The organism is Alcaligenes sp. EGD-AK7 (assembly GCF_000465875.3).
Lineage (GTDB): Bacteria > Pseudomonadota > Gammaproteobacteria > Burkholderiales > Burkholderiaceae_B > Alcaligenes > Alcaligenes phenolicus.
Genome location: NZ_AVOG02000023.1, coordinates 413,019 through 436,035 on the forward strand (window position 1 = coordinate 413,019; position 23,017 = coordinate 436,035).

The window sequence follows — 23,017 nt, forward strand, 5'->3', positions numbered from 1 at the left end:
TCGGGCTTGAAATACTTAATTAAAGTTACATATCGAGATAATTAGATGCTAAGGCGGCTTATAAAACACTACCGCTCAAGCGTCGGGAAGCTTCATGGCCTTGGCCAAAAGAAGGTTCGCTGCTGGCCAGAGTCAGCAAGAAGCCATCTTCAGACATCAATTCCGAGGTCAGACGCCCCTGGTAATGACCCAGCTCCAGATTCAAGGCAAGATCGCGCTGTTCCAGGTTATCGACGCCTTTGATAACCAGCTCAAAACCCTGCTCGCTCAGTAAATGGCACGCGGTTTCCAGCAATGCCTTGAACGTCGGTTCACGGCAGGCGCGCTGAATAACCTCGGCTTCCAGTTTGACGCCGCTGATTGGCCAGCCACGCAAACGGTTGAGCTTGCTGTTCTCAATATCGGGGCTGGTCAGCCAGACCTGAATGTCCTGTTCTTTCAGAAACTGCAAAGCCTGGATCAGTTCTGGTGTTTCTTCCAATTCCTCGTCGCTGAACAAGTCCAGCTCTACACAGCAAGGTTGCAGCTCGAACTGACTCAACATGCTGGGCATGCGCTTATAGATGGGCAGCAGCATATCGATGGGCAACTTCAGACCAATATGGCTGGCACGCAGCGAATACTCCTGCCACCAGCGACGCACGTCAGCCATCAGAGTACGCAGCATCCATTCGCACAAAGCCTGACGGTGAATGGCGTCAGGCATATGGCGCAGCACCAGATCCGATGACAGACGCAAGCCTGTGGGCGAGGTCCAGAACACCTGGGCGTCCACACCACTGTATTGGCCCGTACTGGTCGCCACCCGCAACTGATAAGAGAAAGACAGCGCTTCGCTGGCCTGCGGATCAAGCACATCCAGAGTTTCCAGCGCACGCAAGAGTTCCAGCGGCGTGGGCTGGGACGCTTCCTGCTCGTCGCGCTGGGCGTAAAACTCCATGATTTCAGTATCTTGCGGCTCTTGCTGGGCGATCAACTTGCCCGTAAAGGTGTAGCCCCAGCCGTGCACCGACTTGATCGGCAAGGCCACCCCTGCCTGAGTGGCCTTGCGGCGCAAACGGCTGATCAGGGAATCCACTGCACGGCTGTCACTGGCAGCCAGGCCTTTGTCGCGCATCAGGTCTTCACGGCTGAAACGGGCATCCGCATGGCGGATGAATGCGTCCATTAATTGACGTTCGCTATGCGTCAGTTCCAGTCCCACCCCATTGGGAGCCACCAGAGTCCAGCCTTTATCGCGCAAGATCCATTCCTGCTGGCCACTCTGATCCTGAACCTCTTCCATCGCCTGGGCGGCACCCACGGCGGCATACACATTACGGCGGCGCACGGCATGGCACCAGGCCATCAGCTCGGGAACTTGCACATCCATAGCCAGACACGCATCAGCACCCGTCAGCAGCAACTGCACACGAGCACTGGCAGACAGGCCGGACTGAACGGCCACAATACCCAGCGAGCCAAAGTCATTGCGCAATTTGGCCACCATCAAAGGCACGTAGCCCGTCTCAACAGGAAACAGCAACAGATCGGCCTGGCTCAGACGCGCCTCGGCTACCTTCTCCAGGGATCTGACAACGCTTGTCTTGGTACCGAAAACCCGCAGTTGCTCCAGCCAGTAGTGCAAGCCTTCGCCTTCTTCCAAAACAATCAACACGCAGTGTGCATGTTCCATAAGCGCCTACTATTTAATTATTGTCAGTCCCACGACGGTCCCGGCGAGGGCCGACAATACTATTTTTATCAATAGTTAGAATTATCACTTCTAGAATACGGAGCACAAAGTAAAGAATGGTCAAATGTGGCGTTTGAAATTTTTTGTCTTCAAAATAACGTCCGCCTTACCGCCTGAACCATCTCGGGATTATTTTCTAATCGCTGTTTTTTTAAAATCATGCCCCACAAATAATTATAGTTTCCATAACGATGGGGCATAAAAAACCCGCTCGAAAGCGGGTTGTTCTAGCTCAAGACCAGGCAGAATACTTACTGGGCGGCAGCGTCCAGGCGAGACTGCAACTGGGCAGCAGGCAGCCAGCCATCAGCGCGGCTACCATCGGCAAAGTAAATGGCCGGGGTACCTTGAACGCGCAGTTTTTGTCCCACTGCCAATAACTGATCCAATGGATGCTCACACGAGGCTTTCTCGGGTCGCACTCCGCCCCCCATCCAATCACTCAAGGTTTTAGCGGGGTTTTGGGCACACCAGATGTCCTCGGCTTTGCGGCGGCTATCCGGTCCCAGGATGGGAAACATCAGGCTATAAACCGTAACATTGTCGATCTCCTGCAAAGTTGTATGCAGACGTTTGCAATAGCCGCAATTGGGATCTTCAAAAACCACCATTTGACGGCTACCGTCGCCTTTTACCAGCTTGATAGCCTTATCCAGCGGCAAGTCATTCAGCGACACACGATTGAGTTCCTGCATGCGCTGCTCGGTCAGATCAACACGAGTTTTGCTATCCAGCAAAGAACCCTGCATCACAAAGCTGGCCTGCGGGTCGGTGTAGAGCAAGGTGCCGCCCACTTCCACTTCCAGCAAATTGGGAAATGGTGTGGCGCGAATACCATCGACCGTCACGCCGGGGAAAGCGGCTTCAAAGGCCTGGCGGGTAGTCTCGAAACGTGTGTCTACTTTGGCGGGGCTGGCGGCCTGAGCCAGGCTGCACAGCGACAAAAGCGCCAGTGCCAATACAGAACGAAGGTGCAACATCATGACGTACTTCCTTTGCTAATCGACAAGACCCTAGCGGCCTTAGAACAAGAGCGCGCCGGGGCTGACGCCGGCAGCATGCGCAATCAGGCGGCGTTTCACCCAGGGCAGGCGGTCCACCACTTGCATACCGGCATTGCGCAGCATGGAAGCCGGTGCCCCCGGTGCCGCAAACAGACGATACAAGCCATCGGTGGCTGCCCGCATGGCCGCAATCGGTTCAGCGCGAGCGCGCTTGTAGCGATTGAGTACACGCATATCACCGACCGAATAATGCGGGCCGCGCTCGGACAAGACCTTGATCAGGGCTTCGATATCGCCCAGACCCAGATTCAAACCCTGGCCAGCCAAAGGATGGACGCGATGTGCCGCATCACCCACCAAGGCCACACCGGGCGACACCAGGCCGCTACGCTCAAAGGTCAAAGGGAAACCGTGTACCGGGCTACGTAAGCTTAATTGCCCCAAACGGCCATTGGATAAAGAGAACAAGCTGTTTTGCAGATACTGCGCCTGCTCCTCTGAGGGCATGGCCAGCACCTTGTCGGCCTGCGCTTGCGGCACGGACCAGACCATGGAGACTTGAGGTTTACCATCCACATCCGGCATAGGCAACAGGGCCAGAATCGAATCGCCAGTAAACCACTGCAAGGCAACTTGCTGGTGCGGGCGCTCTACGTTGAAGTGGGCCACCAAACCGGCGTCCCCATACTCACGACCATGATGCTCAATACCAGCGGCAGACCGCAGGCCGGAACGGGCACCATCTGCCCCCACAAACAAATCGGCGCTGATGCGCTTCTGTCCGGCGGTGATGATGGTCTTGCCTTCCAGACGCTCGAAACGGTCTTCAATCCAGGGCACACCGAACACTTGCAAGGCCTGATACAGCGCCTGCTCCATCTGTCCGGACTCAACGATCCAGGCCAGATAATCCTGCGCGTCCTGCCAAGCATGCAGATTCAGGCAACCGCCGCCATCACCATGTACTTCCATGGCCTGCACTGGCGAAATGCGCTGGGCCGACATCAAGTTCCAGGCACCCAACTGCGTCAGAAAACGCTGGCTGGCGACCGAGACGGCGTAGACACGGGGGTGATACTGCCCCGCCGCCAGTTCCATAGGCTTGTAAGCGGGGGACAGGATGCTGACATCAAACCCGGCCTTGCGTAAACCCAGGGCGCTGGCCATACCGGCCAAGGCCCCTCCACACACCACAATTCGTTCTTTGCTCATCGTGCGCTCGGTGCTCCTGCCTGACGTGGCCACAACAGCCACATTTGACCTTGCTGCTTCATGCGCCCTGCCTGCGCACCAGCCTGATCGCCCGTGCCCCAGTACAAGTCGGTACGTGCGGCACCTTTAATCGCCGCGCCCGTGTCCTGAGCAAAAACCAGTCGCTGCAAAGGTTGGTTAGAAGCAGGCTGCGAGGTAGCCAAGTACACAGGCGTACCCAAAGGCACGTACGTGGGGTCAATAGCCACGGAACGCAGACCAATCAAGGGAATGCCATAGGCACCTTTAGGGCCCAGCTCCGGATCCACAATGGCCTCTTCGCGGAAGAACACCATAGCGGTATTTACATTCATCATTTCCTGAACGCGATGCGGATTGCGCTTGGCCCAGGCCTTGATGTTTTGCATGGAAGTCTGCGCCAAAGGCATCTCGCCCTGCTTGGCCAGCCATTGGCCTACCGAGGCATAAGGGCGACCGTTATGGTCGGCATAGGCCAGACGCACGGCGCTGCCATCGGGCAGGACCGCACGACCCGAGCCCTGGATCTGCAGAAAAAAGCCTTCTACCGGATCTTCCGCATACACGATCACGGGTGGCTGGCGCTCCTGCCTGGATACGATCTGCTCGCGAGTGTCGTAAGGCACAATGCGTTTGCCCACTTGCTTGCCGCGAATACGCTTGCCAGCCAGCTCGGGATACAAGCTACCCAGATCAATCGTCAACAAATCATCCGGCGCAGCGAAAAGCGGCCATTGATAGCTGGAACTACGGGTGCGCGAGGCCTTGAGCAAAGGCTCGTAATAGCCCGTGACCGTATTTTGAGCCACCTTGCCGTCGCCGGTCAGCAAACGCCAGGGCTGCAACTGTTGCTGCAGAAAATCACGTACAGCAGCCGTATCTTTGGTGTCAGCGCTCAGACCGGCAGAAGCCGCAGCCTGACAAACAGGCTGCCAGGCACGGGGATTGGCACGTGCGGGCATGGCCAGCGAACCGCTGACAGGACGCATCAGGCCCTTGCAGTTATTGATGAAACCTTTCCAGACATGGTCCAGCGAATCAGCCTGCCAGCCCGGCAAGGCGGACCAGTTCACGGCTTGATAACGCCCTGCCAACGCACGCGCCGGGGTTTCCGGCAGTGCCGACAAGGACGGCACGCGCAACGGTTGCAGAGCGATATCAGGACCGCCTTCTGCTGTACCCGGAGCCGTTGGCGAAGAACCCTGATCCCCAGGAATGGTGGAACAGGCACTTAATGCCAGCAGTACGGCTGGCACGCAATAAATTATCTTCATGGCTGGGTTTGGCCCTTAGTGCAAGGTACGGGGAGAGGAAAGGATGAACTCCTGAATGGCGACCTCAAAGGGCACACCATTTTCACCAACACATTGATAGCTGCCGCGCATGGTGCCAAACGGCGTGTTCAGGGGGCAACCACTGGTGTACTCAAAGGTCTCACCTGGAGCCAGCACCGGCTGTTGCCCTACAACGCCCAGGCCACGCACTTCCTGAACCTGCTGATTGTCGTCCGTAATGATCCAGTGACGACTGATAATCTGGGCCGTCTGCTGTCCATTGTTGGTAATCCGTACGGTATAGGCAAAAACATATTGATTGCTATCGGGCTCGGATTGCTCAGGCAGGTACTGGGGCGTGATCTGCACCTCAATATCGTCAGGCTTCATGATGGATTCCAGGTTACGGCTGTACAAATACGGGGCGCTGCACAGCCCCCCCGCTTGAAACTATAATGATGACATATGGCCACGATTTTCGTGATGTCTAATCTTTACGGCACCTATTATGTCCCAAGCCAGCTCCACACGTATCGCTCCCAGTATTTTATCGGCCGACTTCGCCCGCCTGGGTGAAGAAGTCCGCAATGTTATCGCCGCCGGTGCCGACTGGGTTCACTGCGACATCATGGACAACCACTTTGTACCGAACCTGACTTTCGGCCCCATGGTCTGTGCTGCGCTGCGCCCCCACACCACTGCCCCCATCGACGTACACCTGATGGTGGAGCCCGTGGATGCGCTGATCCCCGAATTTGCCAAAGCCGGTGCCGATTACATCAGCTTTCACCCCGAAGCCTCGCGCCACGTGGACCGCACCCTGTCGCTGATCCGTGACCACGGCTGTAAGGCCGGCCTGGTATTCAACCCGGCCACCCCGCTGAACTGGATGGATCACCTGATGGACAAGCTGGATCTGGTCCTGCTGATGTCCGTTAACCCCGGCTTTGGCGGCCAGGCCTTTATCCCCAGCGCCATGGACAAGCTGCGCCAAGCCCGCGCCCGCATTGATGCGTGGACTGCAGAGGGTGGTCAGCCCATCCTTCTGCAAATCGACGGTGGCGTGAAGGTGGACAATATCGGCGCCATCCGTGCAGCCGGTGCTGACACCTTTGTGGCCGGTTCGGCTATTTTTGGTCAGCCCGACTACGCTCAGGTCATCCGCGACATGCGCGCGCAAATCGCTCTGGCAGAGCAGGCCTAAATCCTGCGTCCGGCCTGCTGTTTCCGCTACTGCAACGTCGTATTGCGGCTATAACTGCTCTGCCGAACCGCACTGTCGGGGCGGCGGCGCTCCACAAACAAGGCATTGCCCTGTACACGCTTGGCCTGTGCCTTGGCAGAACTGGCCAGCTCCGCAATTAAAGAGCCCGAATACAATTCGGGCTCATCGACTGTGACCACACCTAAAGACAGGCTCACTAGCGGGTGAAACACCAGCACGCCTTGACGGTTTTCAGCCAGATAGCCGCCTGCTTGCCGATGCTCCACTCTATACAAGGACTCCAGCTCTTTTTCCAGCTCGTCCAGAATGCTTTGGCAGCGCTCGGCCCAGTCCGGGCTGGTAAACACCAAAATAAAATCGTCACCCCCCACATGGCCCACAAAGTCCATGCGAGCCACCGCGTAACGGGTGAAGAGCTCGGCCATGGAGCGTAGCAGCTCATCGCCTTTGCGATAGCCGTACAAATCGTTATAGGGTTTGAAGTGGTCCAGATCCGCATAGCACACAGCGAAGTTCTGCCGATTACGCAGCAAACCATCAATATGCTCATTAATCGGCACATTACCCGGCAATTGCGTCAGTGGATTGGCATAACGCGCCGTCATGATCTGAATCTGCGTAATTTCACGCATCAGCTCCACACTGGAGCCCAGGCCCAGATACTCACCCGCCCCGGTAATGATGAAACCATCACTCAAGGCATCCCCCGCTCCCTGCGTCATCAAGGTGCCCAACTCCAGCAAGCTGGTATCGCAGTCAACAATCAGCGGTGGGGTTTCAATAAACAGGGAGCATGGCTTATTGCCATACAGTTCGCGGTGATAAGGCCGGGCAAGCTGATCATAAAGCTGACTACGACGCAAAATACCCGTCGGCCTGTCCCCTCGCACCAGAGCCACGGCACTAAGATCCGGGTGGCTTTGAAACAGCTCATACACACGATTCGTGGGTGTATTATCAGGCACCGCAGGCGCGGCACGCAGTAAACGCCGCACGCTCATGGAATCACGGCCTTGCACTTGACGCTGAGTGCGCACAGTGGATGGTCCAAACAGCGCGGCTTGCGCGGGCTCCAGCTGAGGCGGGGGGTTAGGTTGAGGGCGACACAGCAAATAGCCCTGCCCACAGGCCACGCCCAAATACCGCAAGGTGCGTAGTTCCGCGCCGGTTTCAATCCCTTCTGCAATCACAACGGATTGCGCATGGCTGGCAATATCGCAAATGGAACGTACCAATTGCTGCTTGAGCACATCAGTATCAATATCGCGCACAAAGTATTTGTCGATCTTGACGTACTCGGGCCGCAATTCGGACCACAAGCGCAGCGAGGCATAGCCTTCACCCAGATCATCAATGGCAAACTGCAGGCCTTCTTTTCGATAAAGTTCAATAGCCTGATTCAGATAGTCGTAGCTGTCAGTACGCTCGGATTCAGTCAATTCGACCACCACCCGGCTCCAGTCAATGCCATCCAGCTGTGGCATACCCGTACGCGGTTCGATGCGGGCCGAAGGCAACATGCGCATCACCACATCCGGGCTGGAGTTCAAAAACAGTTTGCCCGCCAAACCCTGCTGCTTGAAACTGCTGACCAAGGTATGGCAACACAGCTCTTCCAGATCCCATAAGCGGCCACATTGCCGGGCGGCGTCAAACAAGGCCAAGGGCGAATAAAAACTGCTGTCCTTTGGCCCTCGAATCAAACCCTCGTAACCCAGAATCAAGCCGGACTGCAAATCCACAATGGGCTGAAAGACCGGCGTAACTTGTTTTTCTACGAGAATCTGATGAAATGTATCGAGCATCATACTTCCGCTCCTAGGGCCTTTCTGAACGGACTATCGAAAGCCAATCTTGTACCAAAATACGGTTTGCTCACTAAATTGATAAGCCCGCGTGCAGTAAGGAGCTTTAACATGATGAATCAAACGAAATGAAAACCCGACGTTCCGAAAACTTTTTTCTGCTCGACCTTAACAGGAATTTGACAATATTTTGTCACAAGTCCGCTACAAAAAGATGAATATTTTCTCTGTGCTGTTTGATTTGGATGGAACCCTGCTCGATACCATTCCCGATCTGGCCTCGGCATGTAATGCCATGCGTATCGACCTGGGTTTACCCCCGCTCCCAGAGGAGCGCATCGCCACTTTCGTGGGTAAAGGCTCGGAAAACCTGGTGCGACGCGCTCTGACCGATCTACCTGAACCTCCTGCCGACTACACCCCGGCATTGGAATCATTTTATTACCATTACCAATTATGTAATGGCCAACACAGCCGCCTGTATCCGGGTGTACTAGAAGGATTGGATGACTTTAAAAGCCAGGGATTGCGTCTGGCTGTGGTCACCAACAAGCCCGAACAATTTGCCCGCCCCTTGCTGGAACAAACAGGTTTGGGCCCGTACTTCGAACTGGTGGTGGGCGGTGATACCTGCCCGCGCAAAAAGCCCGACCCCATGCCTTTTGTCTACGCCTGCGAGCAAATGAAACTGGCTCCCGAACAGGCCTTGGTCATTGGGGATTCCATGAATGACGCCCAGGCAGCGCGTGCGGCGAACATCCCCGTACTGTTGGTTCCTTACGGCTATAACGAAGGCAAGGATGTGCAAAGCCTGGATTCCGATGGTATAGTTGCCTCTATTGCCGACGCGGCCACCTGGCTGCGCAATAAACGCAACACCATATTTACGTCATAAAATTCATGTCTACTCGCACTCACGCATCCACAATCTACGGCGCTTATTGGCGCTGGTGGCGTTCGTGTATCGGGTAGATATAACCTTGAAGTCTGGCGTCCCTGCAAAGTAGTACACAGCGGACCGCCTCCAGGAAAATAAGCCCGGTAATCACAACGACCGGGCTTTTTTTGTTTCTGTCCGGCTCGTCGTACCCACTGACCCTCGAGATCCCAATGACAGAAATAGAATTCAATGCCCTAGCAGCAGAAGGCTTTAACCGCATTCCCCTGATTGCGGAAACCTATGCCGACCTGGATACGCCCCTGTCGATTTATCTGAAACTGGCGCACAACGGCCCCGAAGGCGGACGTTACAGCTGCCTGATGGAATCGGTTGTGGGCGGCGAGCAGTTCGGTCGCTACTCCTTTATTGGCCTGCCTGCCCGTACCGTGATCCGCAGCTACGGCCGTCATACCCAAGTGCTGCACGATGGCAAAATTGTCGAAACAGCCGAAGGCGATCCGCTGGAATTCATCGAGCAATTCCAGGCCCGTTTCAAAGTAGCCCTGCGTCCTGGCATGCCCCGCTTTGCGGGTGGTCTGGCCGGTTACTTCGGCTACGACACGGTGCGTCACATCGAACCGTCCCTGGGCATGAACCGCAAACCCTTCCCTTCCGACCAGGAAGAAGGCGTGCCGGACATCATGCTGCTACAAGTGGACGAACTGGTGATTGTGGATAATCTGGCTGGCCGCACTTACCTGCTGGTCTACGCCGATCCCGCCCAGCCCGAAGCCTACGTACTGGCCAAGCGTCGTCTGAAGGATCTGCGCGAAAAGCTGCGTTCACCCGTCGTGATCCCTTACGCCTACGCCAGCATGCAAACCGAATGCGAGCGCGACTTCGACAAAGAGGATTACCTGAAGGCCGTGGCCCGCGCCAAGGAATACATTGCAGCCGGTGACCTGATGCAAGTGCAGATCGGCCAGGTCATCACCAAACCTTTCCGCGACTCGCCCCTGTCCCTGTACCGCGCCCTGCGTTCGCTGAACCCATCGCCTTACATGTACTTCTGGAACTTCGACGACTTCCAGGTCGTGGGTGCATCGCCAGAAATTCTGGTGCGTCAGGAAGAACACCGTCAGGATGGCCGCAACATGGAGCGCGTCACTATTCGCCCACTGGCCGGCACTCGCAAACGCGGTGCCACACCTGAAGCCGATGCTGCACTGGCCGCCGAGCTGAAGTCCGACCCTAAAGAACGCGCCGAACACCTGATGCTGATCGACCTGGCCCGCAACGATATTGGCCGTATCGCCAAAACCGGCTCGGTACAAGTCACGGATACCATGGCGATCGAACGTTACTCGCATGTTCAGCACCTGGTCTCCAATGTCTGCGGTGAACTGCAAGACGGCATGAGCCAGATGGACGTGCTACGCGCCTCCTTCCCTGCGGGCACCCTGACCGGCGCCCCCAAGGTACGCGCCATGGAAGTCATTGATGAACTGGAGCCAGTACGCCGTGGCGTTTACGGTGGTGCTGCTGGCTACCTGAGCTACTCGGGCGAAATGGATCTGGCTATTGCCATTCGCACCGGCGTCATCAAGGACGGCATGCTCTATGTGCAGGCCGCCGCCGGTGTCGTGGCCGACTCCGATCCCGAAAAAGAATGGCAAGAGACCGAAGCCAAGGCACGCGCCGTGATCCGCGCTGCCGAACAAGTGCAATTCGGTCTGGACGAGCCTATTTAATCGCCCCACTGCCATCCTTTTTTTGCCGGAGAATTCTCATGCTGTTCATGCTCGATAACTATGACTCGTTTACCTATAACCTGGTCCAGTACTTTGGAGAACTGGGTCAGGAAGTAGTGGTACGACGCAACGATCAAGTCACACTTGAAGAAATTGAAGCCTTGAATCCCAGCCATCTGTGCGTCTCGCCCGGCCCCAAATCCCCTGCAGACGCGGGCCTGTCGGTTGCACTGATCCAGCACTTTGCCGGCAAGCTACCGATTCTGGGCGTCTGCCTGGGTCATCAAGCAATCGGACATGCTTTTGGTGCGCGCATTATCCGTGCGCAGCAAATCATGCATGGGAAAGTCTCCCCTATTACTCACCAGGGCACGGACGTATTCAGCAACTTGCCCTCGCCCTTTAACGTCACCCGTTATCACTCCCTGGCCATCGAGCGCGACAGCCTGCCCGACTGCCTGGAAGTAACCGCCCAAACCGAAGACGGCGAGATCATGGGTGTCCGTCACCGCGAATTGCCTATTTATGGCGTGCAGTTTCACCCCGAGTCGGTGCTAAGCGAGCATGGCCACGCCTTACTGAAGAACTTTCTGGACCTTTAAATCATGAACACCATCACTCCTACCGAAGCACTGGTGCGCTGTATCGAACACCGGGAAATCTTCCACGACGAAATGCTGCATCTGATGCGTATGCTGATGCGCGGCGAAATGTCGCCTCAGATCGCGGCTGCCTTGCTGATGGGCCTGCGCGTGAAAAAAGAAAGCGTGGGTGAAATTTCTGCCGCCGCCCAGGTGATGCGCGAATTTGCCACCCCCGTCATTACGCCTAACCCGGACGAACTGCTGGATATGTGCGGTACAGGTGGCGACGGCTCCAATACCTTCAATATCTCCACCGCTTCCATGTTTGTGGCCGCCTCCGTAGGGGTGAAAGTAGCCAAGCACGGCAACCGCAGTGCGTCTTCCTCGTCCGGCAGTGCAGACGTGCTGGAAGCCCTGGGCGTGAACCTGACCTTCTCGCCCGAGCAAGTGGCCGACAGCATTGCCGAAACCAATATCGGCTTCATGTTCGCCCCCGCTCACCACGGAGCCATGAAAAACGTGGCTGCCGTCCGCAAAGAGCTGGGCGTGCGCACTATTTTCAACATTCTGGGCCCGCTGACCAATCCTGCCGGTGCAACCAACCAGCTGATGGGCGTCTTCCACCCCGACCTGGTCGGTATTCAGGTGCGCGTAATGCAACGCTTGGGGGCCAAACACGTGCTGATCGTGCACGGCAAGGACGGTATGGATGAAGCCTCTCTGGGTGCGGCCACCCTGGTGGGCGAACTGAAAGACGGTCAGGTGCGGGAATACGAAATTCACCCCGAAGACTTTGGCATGGCCATGACCTCCAACCGCAGCATTCGCGTCTCCAGCAAGGAAGAATCTGCCGTGATGATTATGGAAGCCCTCAATAACCAAGAGGGTACGGCTCGTGATATCGTGGGCTTGAATGCTGGTTTGGCCATCTATGCTGCCAACCACGCCGACTCCATTGAACAAGGCCTGCGCATGGCTTTTGAGGCCATTGCCAACGGTGCCGCACGCGAAAAACTCGAACAATTCCGCGCTTATACAAGGAAGTTAAACCCATGAACGACATTCTGGCCAAGATCCTCGACACCAAAAGAGCTGAAGTCGTCACCGCCCGCCAACTGCGCAGCGAGTCCGATCTGCTGCGCGAAGCGAAGAACCGGAACGACCTGCGCGGCTTTGCCAGCGCCATTGAAGACAAGATTGCTCAAGGCAAGCCTGCCATTATTGCGGAAGTCAAAAAGGCCTCCCCGTCCAAGGGTGTGATCCGTGCCGACTTCAACCCGACTGAGATTGCCTCCAGCTACGCCGCCCACGGCGCTGCCTGCCTGTCGGTCCTGACCGATATCCAGTATTTCCAGGGTTCCTACGACCACCTGCGCCAGGCCCGTGCCGTATGCGCACTGCCCGTACTGCGCAAAGATTTCATTATTGACCCCTATCAGATCATCCATGCCCGAGCCATGGGTGCCGACTGCATCTTGCTGATCGTCGCCGCGCTGGAGAAGGATCAGCTGATGGAATACGAAGAAATGGCCCACGAACTGGGCATGGACGTACTGGTTGAAGTACATGACCGCGCCGAGCTGGATATTGCCTTGCAAATGAAGACCAGCCTGCTGGGCATCAATAACCGCAATCTGCGCACCTTTGAAACCAGCACCCAGAACACGCTGGACCTGCTGCCCTTTATCCCCAGCGAAAAACGCGTTGTCACCGAAAGCGGTATTCACACCATTGAAGATGTGGCCCTGATGCGCGAGAACCAGGTGCAAGCCTTCCTGGTCGGTGAGGCCTTCATGCGTGAACCTGATCCAGGCGTTGCCTTGCAGAACCTGTTCTTCGGTCAGCCTGCATGAGCACCCACGCTTGCCCCCTGTGTGCCTTGAAACCCGATCAATTGCTATGGTCGGGTGCAGGGCTGCAGGTATTGGCCGTCACGGACAGCCCGTTTCCCGGCTATACACGAGTAATCTGGCAAGATCATGTGGCTGAAATGACAGACCTGTCTGAAGAACAACGGCAGCACATCATGGCAGCCGTATATGTGGTTGAGCAGACTCAGCGTGAACAACTGGGAGTCGCCAAGATCAATCTGGCTCAATTCGGAAATCAGGTGCCGCATCTGCATTGGCACGTCATCCCTCGCTGGAAGGACGACCCGTTCTTTCCGGACTCTGCCTGGTCACCCGCCCCCATGCGCACAGAAGAACAAAAGCAAGGCTGGGCTTCCCACGAAGAACGCCTGCTTGAGCAAGTCAGCCAGTATCAGCAGGCACTTTGTATTGCGCTAAAAGCACGATTCAAGCACTAAACCCGCTATTCAAGTCCTGCTATTAAAGAAATACCCGCTGGCCTGTAAAAAGTCAGCGGGTATTTTTTGCCTCCCGGAAAAGAGACGGCGCACTGTAACAGACAAGTACACCGCTTATCCGTGGAGCCCGCTACAGTGCGACTCCACCGGCAGGAGCCAAGCTGCTGTTGTGCTACTTGCACGCAACCCACATAAACAGCTTGCTTGCTTGCTTGCTTGCTTGCTTGCTTGCTTGCTTGCTTGCTTGCATAGCATGGCCATAGCCAACTCTTTATACCTGGCAGCATGACCACCTCGACTTCACAAATCTCCACCTACGAACGATCAGAGTAAGGAGTGCCCAACGACTTCTTTCCGACAACCCCCTTGACCCAGTCACTTCGAGCACAAAATTAACCTAGATCAAGCCTGGACGACAATCGCCTAGCCCCTTCAAAAACCACCATATATAGTGTCGTGAATCCTAAAAATCACTATATATAGGTTCTGGTGAAAAATATGGCTACCCAGGAAACTGCCTCGCGTCCAGCTGCTCAGCTGGACATCATCCGTTCCATTACTGAATATCTGGACCGCCAGGACTGGCGCGTGCAAGCCAATGCCAACCAGGGCTACTCGCTGGGCGGTCTGATTCTGAACAGCTCGGGCAAGATGATTGCCAACTACTGGCTCAGCCACGTTTACCCCGAAGCAATCGGCCAGGCACACCGTCAGGCCGACCTGCACATCCACGATCTGGACATGCTCTCTGGCTACTGCGCCGGCTGGTCCTTGCGCACTTTCCTGAACGAAGGGCTCAATGGCGTACCCGGAAAGATTGAATCCGGCCCACCGCGGCATCTAAGCAGTGCAGTCGGTCAGGTCGTCAATTTCCTGGGCACCCTGCAGAACGAATGGGCCGGAGCCCAGGCCTTCAGCTCCTTTGATACCTATATGGCGCCCTTCATCCGCAAGGACGGCCTGAGCTACAAACAGGTGCGCCAATGCATGCAGGAGCTGATCTACAACCTGAACGTACCCTCACGCTGGGGGACGCAGACGCCCTTTACCAATCTGACCTTTGATTGGGTTTGCCCCGAAGACCTGCGCGAGCAAGTGCCGCAAATCGGTGGCGAAGAAATGCCGTTTTGCTACGGGGATCTGCAGGCCGAAATGGACATGATCAACCAGGCCTATATCGAAGTCATGAGCGAGGGTGATGCCCGTGGCCGTGCCTTCACCTTCCCGATTCCCACCTACAACATCACCCGGGATTTTGACTGGCACAGCCCGAATGCCGAGCGCCTGTTTGCCATGACGGCCAAATATGGCCTGCCCTACTTCCAGAACTTCATTAACTCCGAGCTGGAACCCAATATGATCCGCTCCATGTGCTGCCGCCTGCAGCTGGATCTGCGCGAGCTGCTCAAACGCGGTAATGGCTTGTTTGGCTCTGCCGAGCAAACCGGCTCCCTGGGAGTGGTCACCCTGAACTGCGCCCGCTTGGGGTATCTGTATCAAGGCGATGAAGCTGGTCTGTTTGCCCGTTTGGATGAGCTGCTGGAAATGGGCCGCGACAGCCTGGAAATCAAGCGCACGGTGATCCAGCAGCATATGGACCAAGGGCTGTTTCCCTACACACGCCGCTATTTAGGCACCTTGCGTAATCACTTCTCCACGCTGGGAGTTAACGGCATTAACGAGATGATCCGCAACTTTACCCAGGACAAGCAGAATCTTTGCACGCCGTGGGGGCACCGCTTTGCCTTGCGTTTGCTGGATCACATTCGGGAGCGCATGGTGGAGTTTCAGGAAAGTACCGGCCACCTGTACAACCTGGAAGCCACCCCTGCCGAGGGCACCACTTACCGCTTTGCCAAAGAAGATCGCGCCCGCTGGCCCGACATTCTGCAAGCAGGGACCGAGCAAATGCCCTACTACACCAATTCCTCACAGCTGCCGGTGGGCTTTACTGAAGACCCCTTCGAGGCATTGGAGCGACAAGACGAGCTGCAAGGCAAATACACCGGCGGCACCGTGCTGCACCTCTATATGACCGAAGCACTGTCCAGCACTGATGCCTGCCGCAATCTGGTGCAACGAGCCTTGAACCGTTTTTCCTTGCCTTACATCACCGTTACGCCCACATTTTCTATCTGCCCCAAGCACGGCTATCTGTCTGGAAAACATGAGTTTTGCCCGCATTGCGACAGCGAATTGCTGGCCAACAAGTTAGCTCAAGCTCGGGCCGAGGCTGACGTTCAAAACGAAGTTATCGCGGACACGTCAACGCCGTCGTCGACACCGACACCGACACCGACACCGACACCGACACCGACACCGACACCAGTCCATTAAAGCCGATCTCTTCAAGCCAATTTTTTACCAAGACAGGCTAAACCCAATCCACTTGGCTCAACTAAAACCAGGCTTTTGGTTGTCCTCAGTCTTTATCTACAACCAGCCTCTTGGCACACACCCAGGCTAGTCACATCCGCATAGCGTGACGGCCCTTTTTTCCAAGGAGTTATTCATGAACACCGACACCATCACTCTTCAAGATTCCGAACGCCAGCCTTGCGAAATCTGGACACGCGTCATGGGCTATCACCGTCCCATGTCGTCTTTCAATATTGGCAAGCAAGGTGAGTTTCATGAGCGACGCTACTTCACCGAAGCCAGCGCCTGCGCAAGCAATGCCGTCCCCACCCTATAAACAGCCCGGTCAAATTCCATGACTTACGCCACGCGCCATCTTTACCCGGCCACGCCTGCCCACAAAGTGGCATTGAAAGTGGGTGGCTGCACCCCTTTCTCGGCTACGGATTACCCCGGCCAATTAGCCGCTGTCATCTTTGTGCAAGGCTGCCCCTGGCGCTGTGGCTACTGCCACAACCCCCACCTGCAAGAGCGCACACCAGACAGTGCTATTGATTGGAACGCCTTGCTGGACTTTCTGAATCGCCGCGTCGGCCTGCTGGATGCCGTCGTCTTTAGCGGCGGCGAGCCCACACTGGACCCGGCCCTGGGCTCCGCCATCCGCGCGGTGCGCAGGCTGGGTTTCAAAATCGGTTTACACACCGCAGGCACACATCCGGCCAGACTGCTGGAAATCCTGCCTTGGGTGGACTGGATAGGCCTGGATATCAAGGCAGAGTTCAGTCACTACGACGCCATTACTCAACGCAGCAATAGTGCCGCTGCGCCCTTACGCAGTTTGCAGTTGCTGCTGAACGAAGACGTTCTGTTTGAGTGCCGCAGCACTATTCATCCCCAACTGCACAGTCCCGCCTCGGTACAAGCTTTGGGACAACACCTGCATGAGCTGGGCGTCCAGCGCTATGCCGTGCAGATTTTCCGCACACAAGGCTGTGATGATGATTTCCTGAATGAAACTGGGCAGGCTTTGCGGGCCTACCCGGGAGCGGAAGTTTTGGAAAACCTCCAGAAGCTGTTTCCGCACTTTGAAGTGCGACGCTCTTAATTGTCTCAGGAAGAAGCGGGGGTGCGTATCGGGCGGCGCAGCACATCCTGTAAAGCCGCTTTACCCTGTTTAAGCACTGCAAGCGGATGCAGAATATCGGGGTCCAAGGCGTCCAGGGTGTTTTTCACCATCAGACCCAATTCGGTATCACCCTCAATCGACAGACGTCGATTAAAGAACAAGGTATCCGGATCTTCCTGCCGCTGCAAAAGCTGATAAAAAGCCCAAAGATCCGCTTTCAGAGTCAAATCCGGACGTTGTACGCGTGCCGACAGAGGATAAAAAGCCCCTTGGCGCCACGTATAGTCAAACGCTAAGCCGGCATCCGCCACCTGTATGCGTAAAGCTCGCCCTTCCAACCGTTCCGCAATGTCAGCCGGCAAGTGCGGACGCATCAGCACGTTCAAGCCCGTACAAAACAAGCGGGAGCCGGGCCACGGGGGTAAACGGCTTAAAACACCCGCCACAACAGCAGGTAAACGGGGAGTCGTTATTTCATTCATTCTTCCATCCCTCCCTTAAAAACGCTCTGACACCGGCGACACCCATTCCAAACCGGGGCGACCATGCCAGAAACCGTTGCAGGCCTTAGCGGGCAGTAAAGGCAGCATATCCTCGTGGGCATCCCTTGCCTGAATACGCCCCTGAATCACGTCATTAAACAAATGCACGACCGCATCCATATGCTGAGATTGCGGACTCAAACGCAGCATATTCACACCCAAATCGCGCAAATCCTGTACCTGCTCCAGTAAGGTGTACACCCAGGCGGATTGAGTCTGGATACCGTTAATCGTCAGAAAACCCTGCCCTTCACGGGTTTCCAGCAGCAAGCCATCGGGATAGTCCATGCATACGTACTGGCAATTGTCCTTAGGCAGATTGCGGTTACGCGCCGCAAAGCAACGGGCCGAGAAAGCCAGGGGCAAACGCCCGAAGGCAAAGACCTCGGTTTCCAAACCGGCAGGTCTGTCTTGCTGCAACTGCGCCAATCCTGCACGGCCCATTTCCAGAGGCATCACCCAACGCACCGCGCCTTGAGAAGCAATCAAATCCAGCACTGGCCCGTTATAAACATTTAAAAAAGGGCCGGCGACAAAGTCCCGACCCTGCATCAAACGTACTGCTCCCATATCATTGGCTTCGACCAGATAATCAGCCTGTTCGGTGACCTTGCGTAGCGTATTCACGTCCCGCCCGGACTCCAGCAAGACCTGACTAGACAGAACCGGCACCTTGCCAGCCTGGGCCAGCATCTGGGCAATATCCAGCCAATCATCCAGTCGTAGCTCATGACGACGCGAACATACGGTCTCGCCCAGATACACCACATCGATCGGCCAGTCGCAGGCCGACTCATAAAACTGCATCGTGGCAACGCGGGACCAGTAATACTGCAAGGGGCCTAAAGATAATTTCATGATTGAGCCTCCCATGCTCTACTTCCAGGGCCGAGAATAGGCACCCAGCGTATGTTGCTGCCCTTCGGCCAGTTTGTTCAAAGCCCCCATCCAGGCCGGATGGACTGAATAACGGGCTGGCGTGGATTTGGCCGAATCAATGGCTTGCCGCCATACCTGAGTAACTTGAGCCACATAAGCCGGGCTGCGCTGTCGGCCTTCAATCTTGATTGCGCTGACACCCGCCGCCAACAGTTGTGGCAACAAGGACAAGGTGTTCAGGCTGGTGGGCTCTTCCAGTGCGTAATAGTTTTCGCCCGCCACATCAAAACGCCCTTTGCACAAAGTGGGGTAAGCCGCGTTTTCACCATCCTGATAGCGGTCGATCAACACACCATTCAGACGCGACTCCAGGCCCTGATCTGTCTGCTCCCAGCGCACATGCCCGGCGGGGGAACAGACTCCATGTGTATTGGGGGACTCACCAGTGGCATAGGAGGACAAGGCACAGCGGCCCTCCACCATCACGCACAAGCTGCCAAAGCCAAAAACCTCAACCTGAACAGGGACCTGCTCACAGACCTGCTCCACTTGGGTCATGGACAGGACACGCGGCAAAACCACGCGCTGAATACCGAAGTTCTGGTGGTAATACTTGATGGCTTCCGGATTGGTGGCTGAACCCTGCACCGACAAGTGCAAGCGCAGATTGGGATGTGCCTGACTGGCATAGGCCATCAATCCTGGGTCTGCCATGATGACCGCATCGACCTGAGCCTGGGCAGCTCTGTCCACCGCGTCGCGCCACTGTTGCCAGGCATTGGGTTGCGGGTAGGTATTGAGAGCCAGCAAAACTTTGCGGCCGCGCTGGTGTGCGTAATCAATCCCTTGTGCAATCGCCTGTGCATCAAAATTAAGCCCGGCAAAGTTCCGGGCATTGGTGGCATCCCGGAACCCCAGATAGACACTATCGGCTCCGTTATCAATGGCTGCTTTCAAAGCAGGCAAGCTGCCCGCTGGGCAAACCAGTTCCATCTGCGGGTTATCGGACGCGGCTAAAGCCGTGGACGCTGTATTCATGACACTCCCCGATCAGCAATCTGGCCAGGGTGGATCCTGGCTCGACAAGACCACCACTATGCCTGCTCTGAAATTAAGGGGCCTTAACGCATATCAAATTCTTCCCACCTCCTGACCCGTGGCAAACAAGTCCCACTTTGCCTGCGCCATAGGCGGGCAGAATGGTCCACAATGCCTTCCAAGCCTTTCGTGCTGGAGTCTTGATGACACAAACTGAGATCATCACGCTGGATACTCGCGGCCTGCCCGCACCCGAGCCTTTGGAGCATTGCCTGGAAGCACTGGCTGAACTGGCTCCCACCCAGGCCTTGCTCATGTGGCTGGATCGAGAACCTTTCCCCTTGTATGAAATCCTGCGACGCAGCGGCTTCAAGTATCACGGCACCCACCAAGAAAACGGCTTCAAGCTCATCATCCGCAGGAACTAAGTCTATGCAACGCGCTTTATCGCTGGATCAGTCACCCTCTTTGTCACTGACCTTGCCCCTGTTTGCGAATGTCCCTTTTTTTGGACTGCTGGCTGCCATGCTGGCGCTCTATAGCGGACCGGAATTATTCAACTCCCGCTGGCACCCCGCCACCTTGGCCATAACCCATGCCTGGACCTTGGGGATCGTGGGCAGTGCCATGTTTGCCTCTTTGGCACATATTCTGGCCGTGGCCTGCAATGTGCGTATTCAGGTGTCACGCGGTCAGGCGCTAGCTTTTTGGGGCTTGCTCAGCGCTGGCACACTATTTCTGATGACGGGCTTTCTTAGCTGGCAAAGCTGGGCTTACACGCTGGCAGGCGCTTGTCTTGCCTTTGCTTTGGGGGCTTATCTACTGACTGCCATGCTGGCCTTGTGGCGCTCTCGGCGCGACGTCTTTCGCGGCGCCAAAGAAATCGTTGCTCCTATCCGACTGGCTTTGCTGGGACTGTTGCTGACTGTCTCAACGGGGCTTGCCATGCTGGTCGCCTTGGCAAGCGAACAAGCCGTCGCCAATTTGCTGAATCTTCACATGACGATGGGCTTGGCAGCTTGGGCAGGCTTGCTGCTGATTGCCATGTCGTTCCAACTGCTGCCTATTTTTCAAATCACCGAACTCTACCCGGCGCCTCTAGTACGTTGGCTACCTTGGGTCGTAGGAGCCTTGTTGATTGCACAGTGGGCCCTGGCCTCCTTACCTGGCTCCTGGTTACCTTTGCGTGATCTGGTCACCTACCTGATCTTTTTAAGCTACGGCTTATGGGCGGTGATTACGTGGGCGCGCCTCTGGAAACGCAAGCGTCCGACAGCAGGAGCCAGCACTTTATTCTGGTATAGCTCCTTAAGCAGCCTGTTGATTGCTGTTCTGTTGAACTTCTGGACCCACAATCCCGCCGCCTCCAACGCAGAGCTGGCGATTGGTGTCTTGCTCATTATGGGAGCCTTGGGTTCCGTCGTCTGTGGGATGCTCTATACCATCGTGCCCTTTCTGCTTTGGCGCGAGGCCCAGGAGCATGTCAGCATGGATACGGACAATACCGAGCACACGCGTGCCCTCTTGCGCCTTATCCCCAAGACTGCCAACTACATCCCCGCGTCCACCGCCCGCGCGCATTGGGCTTTGCATAGCCTAAGTCTGGTGCTTTGGACAGGTGCGAGCTTGGGGATCGAGTCTTTCGCCTGGATAGCTGCTCCTGCTTTGCTGCTGTCTTTTGCAAGCTTGACTTGGAATCTATGCACAGCCTGGCAGCGCTATCGCCGTAGCCTGCGCGCTATCCGCGCATATCAGGCAGAACACCATATTGCCGCAAAGCCGCGCTGTCCAGAATCGTAAAATTACGTCGCTGAACCCGAATCAGATCCCGGTCCATCAAATCACGCAAGGTACGTGATAAGTGCTCCGGGGTCAGATTCAGGCGGGAAGCAATGACGGACTTACCGACATCGATCCTGAAGGGGACACCCTCTTCGCCCGGCCACTCCTGCAAAAGGTAATTCACCAGACGTTGCACACCATTTTGCAGCGTATAGGCCTCCAACTCGCCCATCAAGCGATAAAGCCGCTCACTTAAACCAGCCAGCATCAGGCGAGCAACATCACTGCCCTTCCCCAGCTGCTCCATCAAGGTGTCTCTATTGATATGCAAAAGCAGAGAGTCCACCAAAGTCTGGGCCGTCACAATGTAATTACGGCCCATGAACATCAGCGCCTCACCAAACCCCTCTCCTGGCCCCACCAGGCGAACGACGCGCTCTGAGCCCGTGGACGAGACAAATACCAGCTTCACCCGACCATAGACCAACATGTGAAAGCCCAAACAAGGATCTCCACTGTGAAATAAAGTCGTACCACGCAAAGCGTGTACTTCCTGAGTACCTTTAGCAATGGGCTCCAGTTGTTCCGGTGGCAGCTCCTTGAATATAGGCAGATGAGCCAGCTGGGCCTTTATCCGCTTCCAGCGTCCCGGCCCTTCACCCTGCAGTAGCCTGGTGTCTGACAATTCTTCATTGCTTGCCTGCGAGGCCATGTCTTGAGCCGCCATATCTTTTCCGTATGCCAAATAGAACCATAGCTAGACTGACATACTCCGTTCCCTCTTGTTCAGATTAGCTCGGTGCCTGATTGATACACGTCAAACAGATAAATCGAGGCTTTAAAGAGGACGTAAAAAGATAGTCAGAACTGCTAGTTCAGCATGACTTAGGAACAGATCCAAGCAAAAAGCGGTCAAATTTGACCATGTTAGAGGTAGGGAATATTGAGAGGGGAAACTGATTGGGGACAGCCTCATTTCCAAATCGACTTGAATTCTGAATGGATGCAATAGGCCTTAGCAGAGCCAGCTACGTCGACGTTAAAGAGAAAACTGAGTAGGAATTTCGGAGGGCTCAGGGAGGACGAATACAGGCAGTGACTAAGTACGCTACAGCCCTAAGCTAAGGGGACAGATGTCGGCAGTTGCAGGCGCCAATCTTGGTCATCAAAGCTGATTGGTACAGAAAGCTCAGCAACTAATGCTACAAGCGCGAAGAGTAGAACGACCGACCACCCTGCAGGTAAGCAACGACGGATTGAAGGTCAATCCTAGGGTGCCGGGACAGGATGCCAAGACCGACCTGCTAGGCTTAGGCCAATCGGCGTCGGTAAGAATAAGGAATACACGCAGCCCGGAACGGGCCAGGAGGGGTGGCGGTACGCCTGAACCGGGCGGTCCAGGGTCAGGCCTTCGAGCAATCCGAGACAGGCCGGTAGCCTGCTCTTTTGTCGCCGCCTAAAACAAAACCCCCGCAAGGGATGCTTGCGGGGGGTTT

22 protein-coding genes are annotated in these 23,017 nt (G+C 55.9%); 12 read left to right on the forward strand and 10 right to left on the reverse strand.

Features of this window, described 5'->3' with window-relative positions; translation table 11 throughout:
* Positions 1-58: 58 nt before the first annotated feature.
* The 5 genes from N879_RS12840 to apaG all read right to left on the reverse strand — a co-directional run bounded on the left by N879_RS12840 (position 59) and on the right by apaG (position 5,633).
* Positions 59-1,675 carry an EAL domain-containing response regulator gene (locus N879_RS12840; protein ID WP_021447078.1) on the reverse strand — a complete coding sequence of 539 codons (1,617 nt, stop codon included), beginning with the start codon at positions 1,673-1,675 and terminating at the stop codon, positions 59-61.
* Positions 1,676-1,986: 311 nt separating this feature from the next.
* On the reverse strand, positions 1,987-2,718 hold the full coding sequence (locus tag N879_RS12845) for a DsbC family protein (RefSeq protein WP_009458548.1): 732 nt from the start codon (positions 2,716-2,718) through the stop codon (positions 1,987-1,989).
* 39 nt (positions 2,719-2,757) lie between these two features.
* On the reverse strand, positions 2,758-3,951 hold the full coding sequence (locus N879_RS12850) for an FAD-dependent monooxygenase (RefSeq protein WP_009458547.1): 1,194 nt from the start codon (positions 3,949-3,951) through the stop codon (positions 2,758-2,760).
* Positions 3,948-5,243 (reverse strand): murein transglycosylase A, encoded by a 1,296-nt coding sequence (gene mltA / locus N879_RS12855; RefSeq protein ID WP_031232778.1) that lies wholly within the window; start codon positions 5,241-5,243, stop codon positions 3,948-3,950. Before mltA ends, N879_RS12850 begins: the two co-directional genes overlap by 4 nt.
* 15 nt (positions 5,244-5,258) lie before the next feature.
* Entirely contained in the window at positions 5,259-5,633 is a 375-nt protein-coding gene (apaG, locus tag N879_RS12860) for a Co2+/Mg2+ efflux protein ApaG (protein WP_021447080.1), read from the reverse strand.
* 118 nt (positions 5,634-5,751) lie between these two features.
* On the opposite strand from apaG, the gene rpe reads away from it, so the two are divergent.
* Positions 5,752-6,447: a ribulose-phosphate 3-epimerase gene (rpe, locus tag N879_RS12865; RefSeq protein ID WP_009458542.1), complete on the forward strand. Its 696-nt coding sequence runs from the start codon at positions 5,752-5,754 to the stop codon at positions 6,445-6,447.
* 26 nt (positions 6,448-6,473) lie between these two features.
* Here rpe and N879_RS12870 read toward each other — a convergent pair whose 3' ends face one another.
* A complete protein-coding gene (locus N879_RS12870; RefSeq protein ID WP_021447081.1) occupies positions 6,474-8,276 on the reverse strand; it encodes a GGDEF domain-containing protein in 1,803 nt (600 codons plus the stop codon).
* A 211-nt stretch (positions 8,277-8,487) separates the two neighbouring features.
* Here N879_RS12870 and N879_RS12875 point away from each other — a divergent pair, with 211 nt between their 5' ends.
* From N879_RS12875 to N879_RS12915, 9 genes are all read left to right on the forward strand, one after another.
* Complete coding sequence (locus tag N879_RS12875) at positions 8,488-9,168, forward strand: phosphoglycolate phosphatase (RefSeq protein WP_021447082.1); 681 nt, start codon at positions 8,488-8,490, stop codon at positions 9,166-9,168.
* Positions 9,169-9,383: 215 nt separating this feature from the next.
* Positions 9,384-10,904 carry an anthranilate synthase component I gene (gene trpE, locus N879_RS12880; RefSeq protein WP_009458527.1) on the forward strand — a complete coding sequence of 507 codons (1,521 nt, stop codon included), beginning with the start codon at positions 9,384-9,386 and terminating at the stop codon, positions 10,902-10,904.
* Positions 10,905-10,942: 38 nt separating this feature from the next.
* The gene (locus N879_RS12885) at positions 10,943-11,506 is read left to right on the forward strand and encodes an anthranilate synthase component II (RefSeq protein WP_021447083.1); all 564 of its coding nucleotides are present in this window, start codon (positions 10,943-10,945) and stop codon (positions 11,504-11,506) included.
* A 3-nt stretch (positions 11,507-11,509) separates the two neighbouring features.
* Positions 11,510-12,544, forward strand: a complete 1,035-nt coding sequence (gene trpD / locus N879_RS12890) for an anthranilate phosphoribosyltransferase (RefSeq protein WP_009458524.1) — start codon at positions 11,510-11,512, stop codon at positions 12,542-12,544.
* Entirely contained in the window at positions 12,541-13,341 is an 801-nt protein-coding gene (gene trpC / locus N879_RS12895) for an indole-3-glycerol phosphate synthase TrpC (RefSeq protein ID WP_009458523.1), read from the forward strand. Before trpD ends, trpC begins: the two co-directional genes overlap by 4 nt.
* Positions 13,338-13,796 (forward strand): HIT family protein, encoded by a 459-nt coding sequence (locus N879_RS12900; protein WP_009458522.1) that lies wholly within the window; start codon positions 13,338-13,340, stop codon positions 13,794-13,796. The genes trpC and N879_RS12900 overlap by 4 nt, the downstream gene beginning before the upstream one ends.
* Before the next feature lie 498 nt (positions 13,797-14,294).
* Positions 14,295-16,133, forward strand: coding sequence for a ribonucleoside triphosphate reductase (locus tag N879_RS12905; protein ID WP_009458521.1), 1,839 nt, complete (start codon positions 14,295-14,297; stop codon positions 16,131-16,133).
* Between the two features lie 175 nt (positions 16,134-16,308).
* Positions 16,309-16,491 carry an anaerobic ribonucleoside-triphosphate reductase gene (gene nrdD, locus N879_RS12910; RefSeq protein ID WP_009458520.1) on the forward strand — a complete coding sequence of 61 codons (183 nt, stop codon included), beginning with the start codon at positions 16,309-16,311 and terminating at the stop codon, positions 16,489-16,491.
* 18 nt (positions 16,492-16,509) lie between these two features.
* On the forward strand, positions 16,510-17,259 hold the full coding sequence (locus N879_RS12915) for an anaerobic ribonucleoside-triphosphate reductase activating protein (protein ID WP_009458519.1): 750 nt from the start codon (positions 16,510-16,512) through the stop codon (positions 17,257-17,259).
* A gap of 5 nt (positions 17,260-17,264) precedes the next feature.
* On the opposite strand, the gene ubiT is transcribed toward N879_RS12915, so the two are convergent.
* The 3 genes from ubiT to ubiU are packed head-to-tail and all read right to left on the reverse strand — an operon-like array spanning position 17,265 to position 19,694.
* On the reverse strand, positions 17,265-17,762 hold the full coding sequence (gene ubiT / locus N879_RS12920) for a ubiquinone anaerobic biosynthesis accessory factor UbiT (RefSeq protein WP_031232781.1): 498 nt from the start codon (positions 17,760-17,762) through the stop codon (positions 17,265-17,267).
* Between the two features lie 15 nt (positions 17,763-17,777).
* On the reverse strand, positions 17,778-18,680 hold the full coding sequence (gene ubiV, locus N879_RS12925; protein WP_031232782.1) for a ubiquinone anaerobic biosynthesis protein UbiV: 903 nt from the start codon (positions 18,678-18,680) through the stop codon (positions 17,778-17,780).
* Positions 18,681-18,698: 18 nt separating this feature from the next.
* Complete coding sequence (gene ubiU / locus N879_RS12930; RefSeq protein ID WP_009458516.1) at positions 18,699-19,694, reverse strand: ubiquinone anaerobic biosynthesis protein UbiU; 996 nt, start codon at positions 19,692-19,694, stop codon at positions 18,699-18,701.
* Positions 19,695-19,942: 248 nt separating this feature from the next.
* On the opposite strand from ubiU, the gene N879_RS12935 reads away from it, so the two are divergent.
* Positions 19,943-20,167, forward strand: coding sequence for a DUF2249 domain-containing protein (locus tag N879_RS12935; protein ID WP_031232783.1), 225 nt, complete (start codon positions 19,943-19,945; stop codon positions 20,165-20,167).
* 4 nt (positions 20,168-20,171) lie between these two features.
* On the forward strand, positions 20,172-21,539 hold the full coding sequence (locus N879_RS12940; protein ID WP_009458511.1) for a hypothetical protein: 1,368 nt from the start codon (positions 20,172-20,174) through the stop codon (positions 21,537-21,539).
* Here N879_RS12940 and N879_RS12945 read toward each other — a convergent pair.
* On the reverse strand, positions 21,478-22,248 hold the full coding sequence (locus N879_RS12945; protein ID WP_009458509.1) for a Crp/Fnr family transcriptional regulator: 771 nt from the start codon (positions 22,246-22,248) through the stop codon (positions 21,478-21,480). The genes N879_RS12940 and N879_RS12945 overlap by 62 nt on opposite strands.
* Positions 22,249-23,017: the final 769 nt, after the last annotated feature.

Excerpts from the sequence above, each read along its gene's own strand:
- N879_RS12905 (WP_009458521.1), top strand. The coding sequence starts at position 14,295 with ATGGCTACCCAGGAAACTGCCTCGCGTCCAGCTGCTCAGCTGGACATC.
- N879_RS12870 (WP_021447081.1), bottom strand. The coding sequence starts at position 8,276 with ATGATGCTCGATACATTTCATCAGATTCTCGTAGAAAAACAAGTTACG.
- N879_RS12845 (WP_009458548.1), bottom strand. The coding sequence starts at position 2,718 with ATGATGTTGCACCTTCGTTCTGTATTGGCACTGGCGCTTTTGTCGCTG.
- ubiU (WP_009458516.1), bottom strand. The coding sequence starts at position 19,694 with ATGGAACTGGTTTGCCCAGCGGGCAGCTTGCCTGCTTTGAAAGCAGCC.
- apaG (WP_021447080.1), bottom strand. The coding sequence starts at position 5,633 with ATGAAGCCTGACGATATTGAGGTGCAGATCACGCCCCAGTACCTGCCT.
- ubiV (WP_031232782.1), bottom strand. The coding sequence starts at position 18,680 with ATGAAATTATCTTTAGGCCCCTTGCAGTATTACTGGTCCCGCGTTGCC.
- ubiT (WP_031232781.1), bottom strand. The coding sequence starts at position 17,762 with ATGAATGAAATAACGACTCCCCGTTTACCTGCTGTTGTGGCGGGTGTT.
- trpC (WP_009458523.1), top strand. The coding sequence starts at position 12,541 with ATGAACGACATTCTGGCCAAGATCCTCGACACCAAAAGAGCTGAAGTC.
- N879_RS12945 (WP_009458509.1), bottom strand. The coding sequence starts at position 22,248 with ATGGCGGCTCAAGACATGGCCTCGCAGGCAAGCAATGAAGAATTGTCA.
- mltA (WP_031232778.1), bottom strand. The coding sequence starts at position 5,243 with ATGAAGATAATTTATTGCGTGCCAGCCGTACTGCTGGCATTAAGTGCC.
- nrdD (WP_009458520.1), top strand. The coding sequence starts at position 16,309 with ATGAACACCGACACCATCACTCTTCAAGATTCCGAACGCCAGCCTTGC.
- N879_RS12875 (WP_021447082.1), top strand. The coding sequence starts at position 8,488 with ATGAATATTTTCTCTGTGCTGTTTGATTTGGATGGAACCCTGCTCGAT.
- rpe (WP_009458542.1), top strand. The coding sequence starts at position 5,752 with ATGTCCCAAGCCAGCTCCACACGTATCGCTCCCAGTATTTTATCGGCC.
- N879_RS12900 (WP_009458522.1), top strand. The coding sequence starts at position 13,338 with ATGAGCACCCACGCTTGCCCCCTGTGTGCCTTGAAACCCGATCAATTG.
- N879_RS12935 (WP_031232783.1), top strand. The coding sequence starts at position 19,943 with ATGACACAAACTGAGATCATCACGCTGGATACTCGCGGCCTGCCCGCA.
- N879_RS12850 (WP_009458547.1), bottom strand. The coding sequence starts at position 3,951 with ATGAGCAAAGAACGAATTGTGGTGTGTGGAGGGGCCTTGGCCGGTATG.
- trpE (WP_009458527.1), top strand. The coding sequence starts at position 9,384 with ATGACAGAAATAGAATTCAATGCCCTAGCAGCAGAAGGCTTTAACCGC.
- N879_RS12915 (WP_009458519.1), top strand. The coding sequence starts at position 16,510 with ATGACTTACGCCACGCGCCATCTTTACCCGGCCACGCCTGCCCACAAA.
- trpD (WP_009458524.1), top strand. The coding sequence starts at position 11,510 with ATGAACACCATCACTCCTACCGAAGCACTGGTGCGCTGTATCGAACAC.
- N879_RS12840 (WP_021447078.1), bottom strand. The coding sequence starts at position 1,675 with ATGGAACATGCACACTGCGTGTTGATTGTTTTGGAAGAAGGCGAAGGC.
- N879_RS12885 (WP_021447083.1), top strand. The coding sequence starts at position 10,943 with ATGCTGTTCATGCTCGATAACTATGACTCGTTTACCTATAACCTGGTC.
- N879_RS12940 (WP_009458511.1), top strand. The coding sequence starts at position 20,172 with ATGCAACGCGCTTTATCGCTGGATCAGTCACCCTCTTTGTCACTGACC.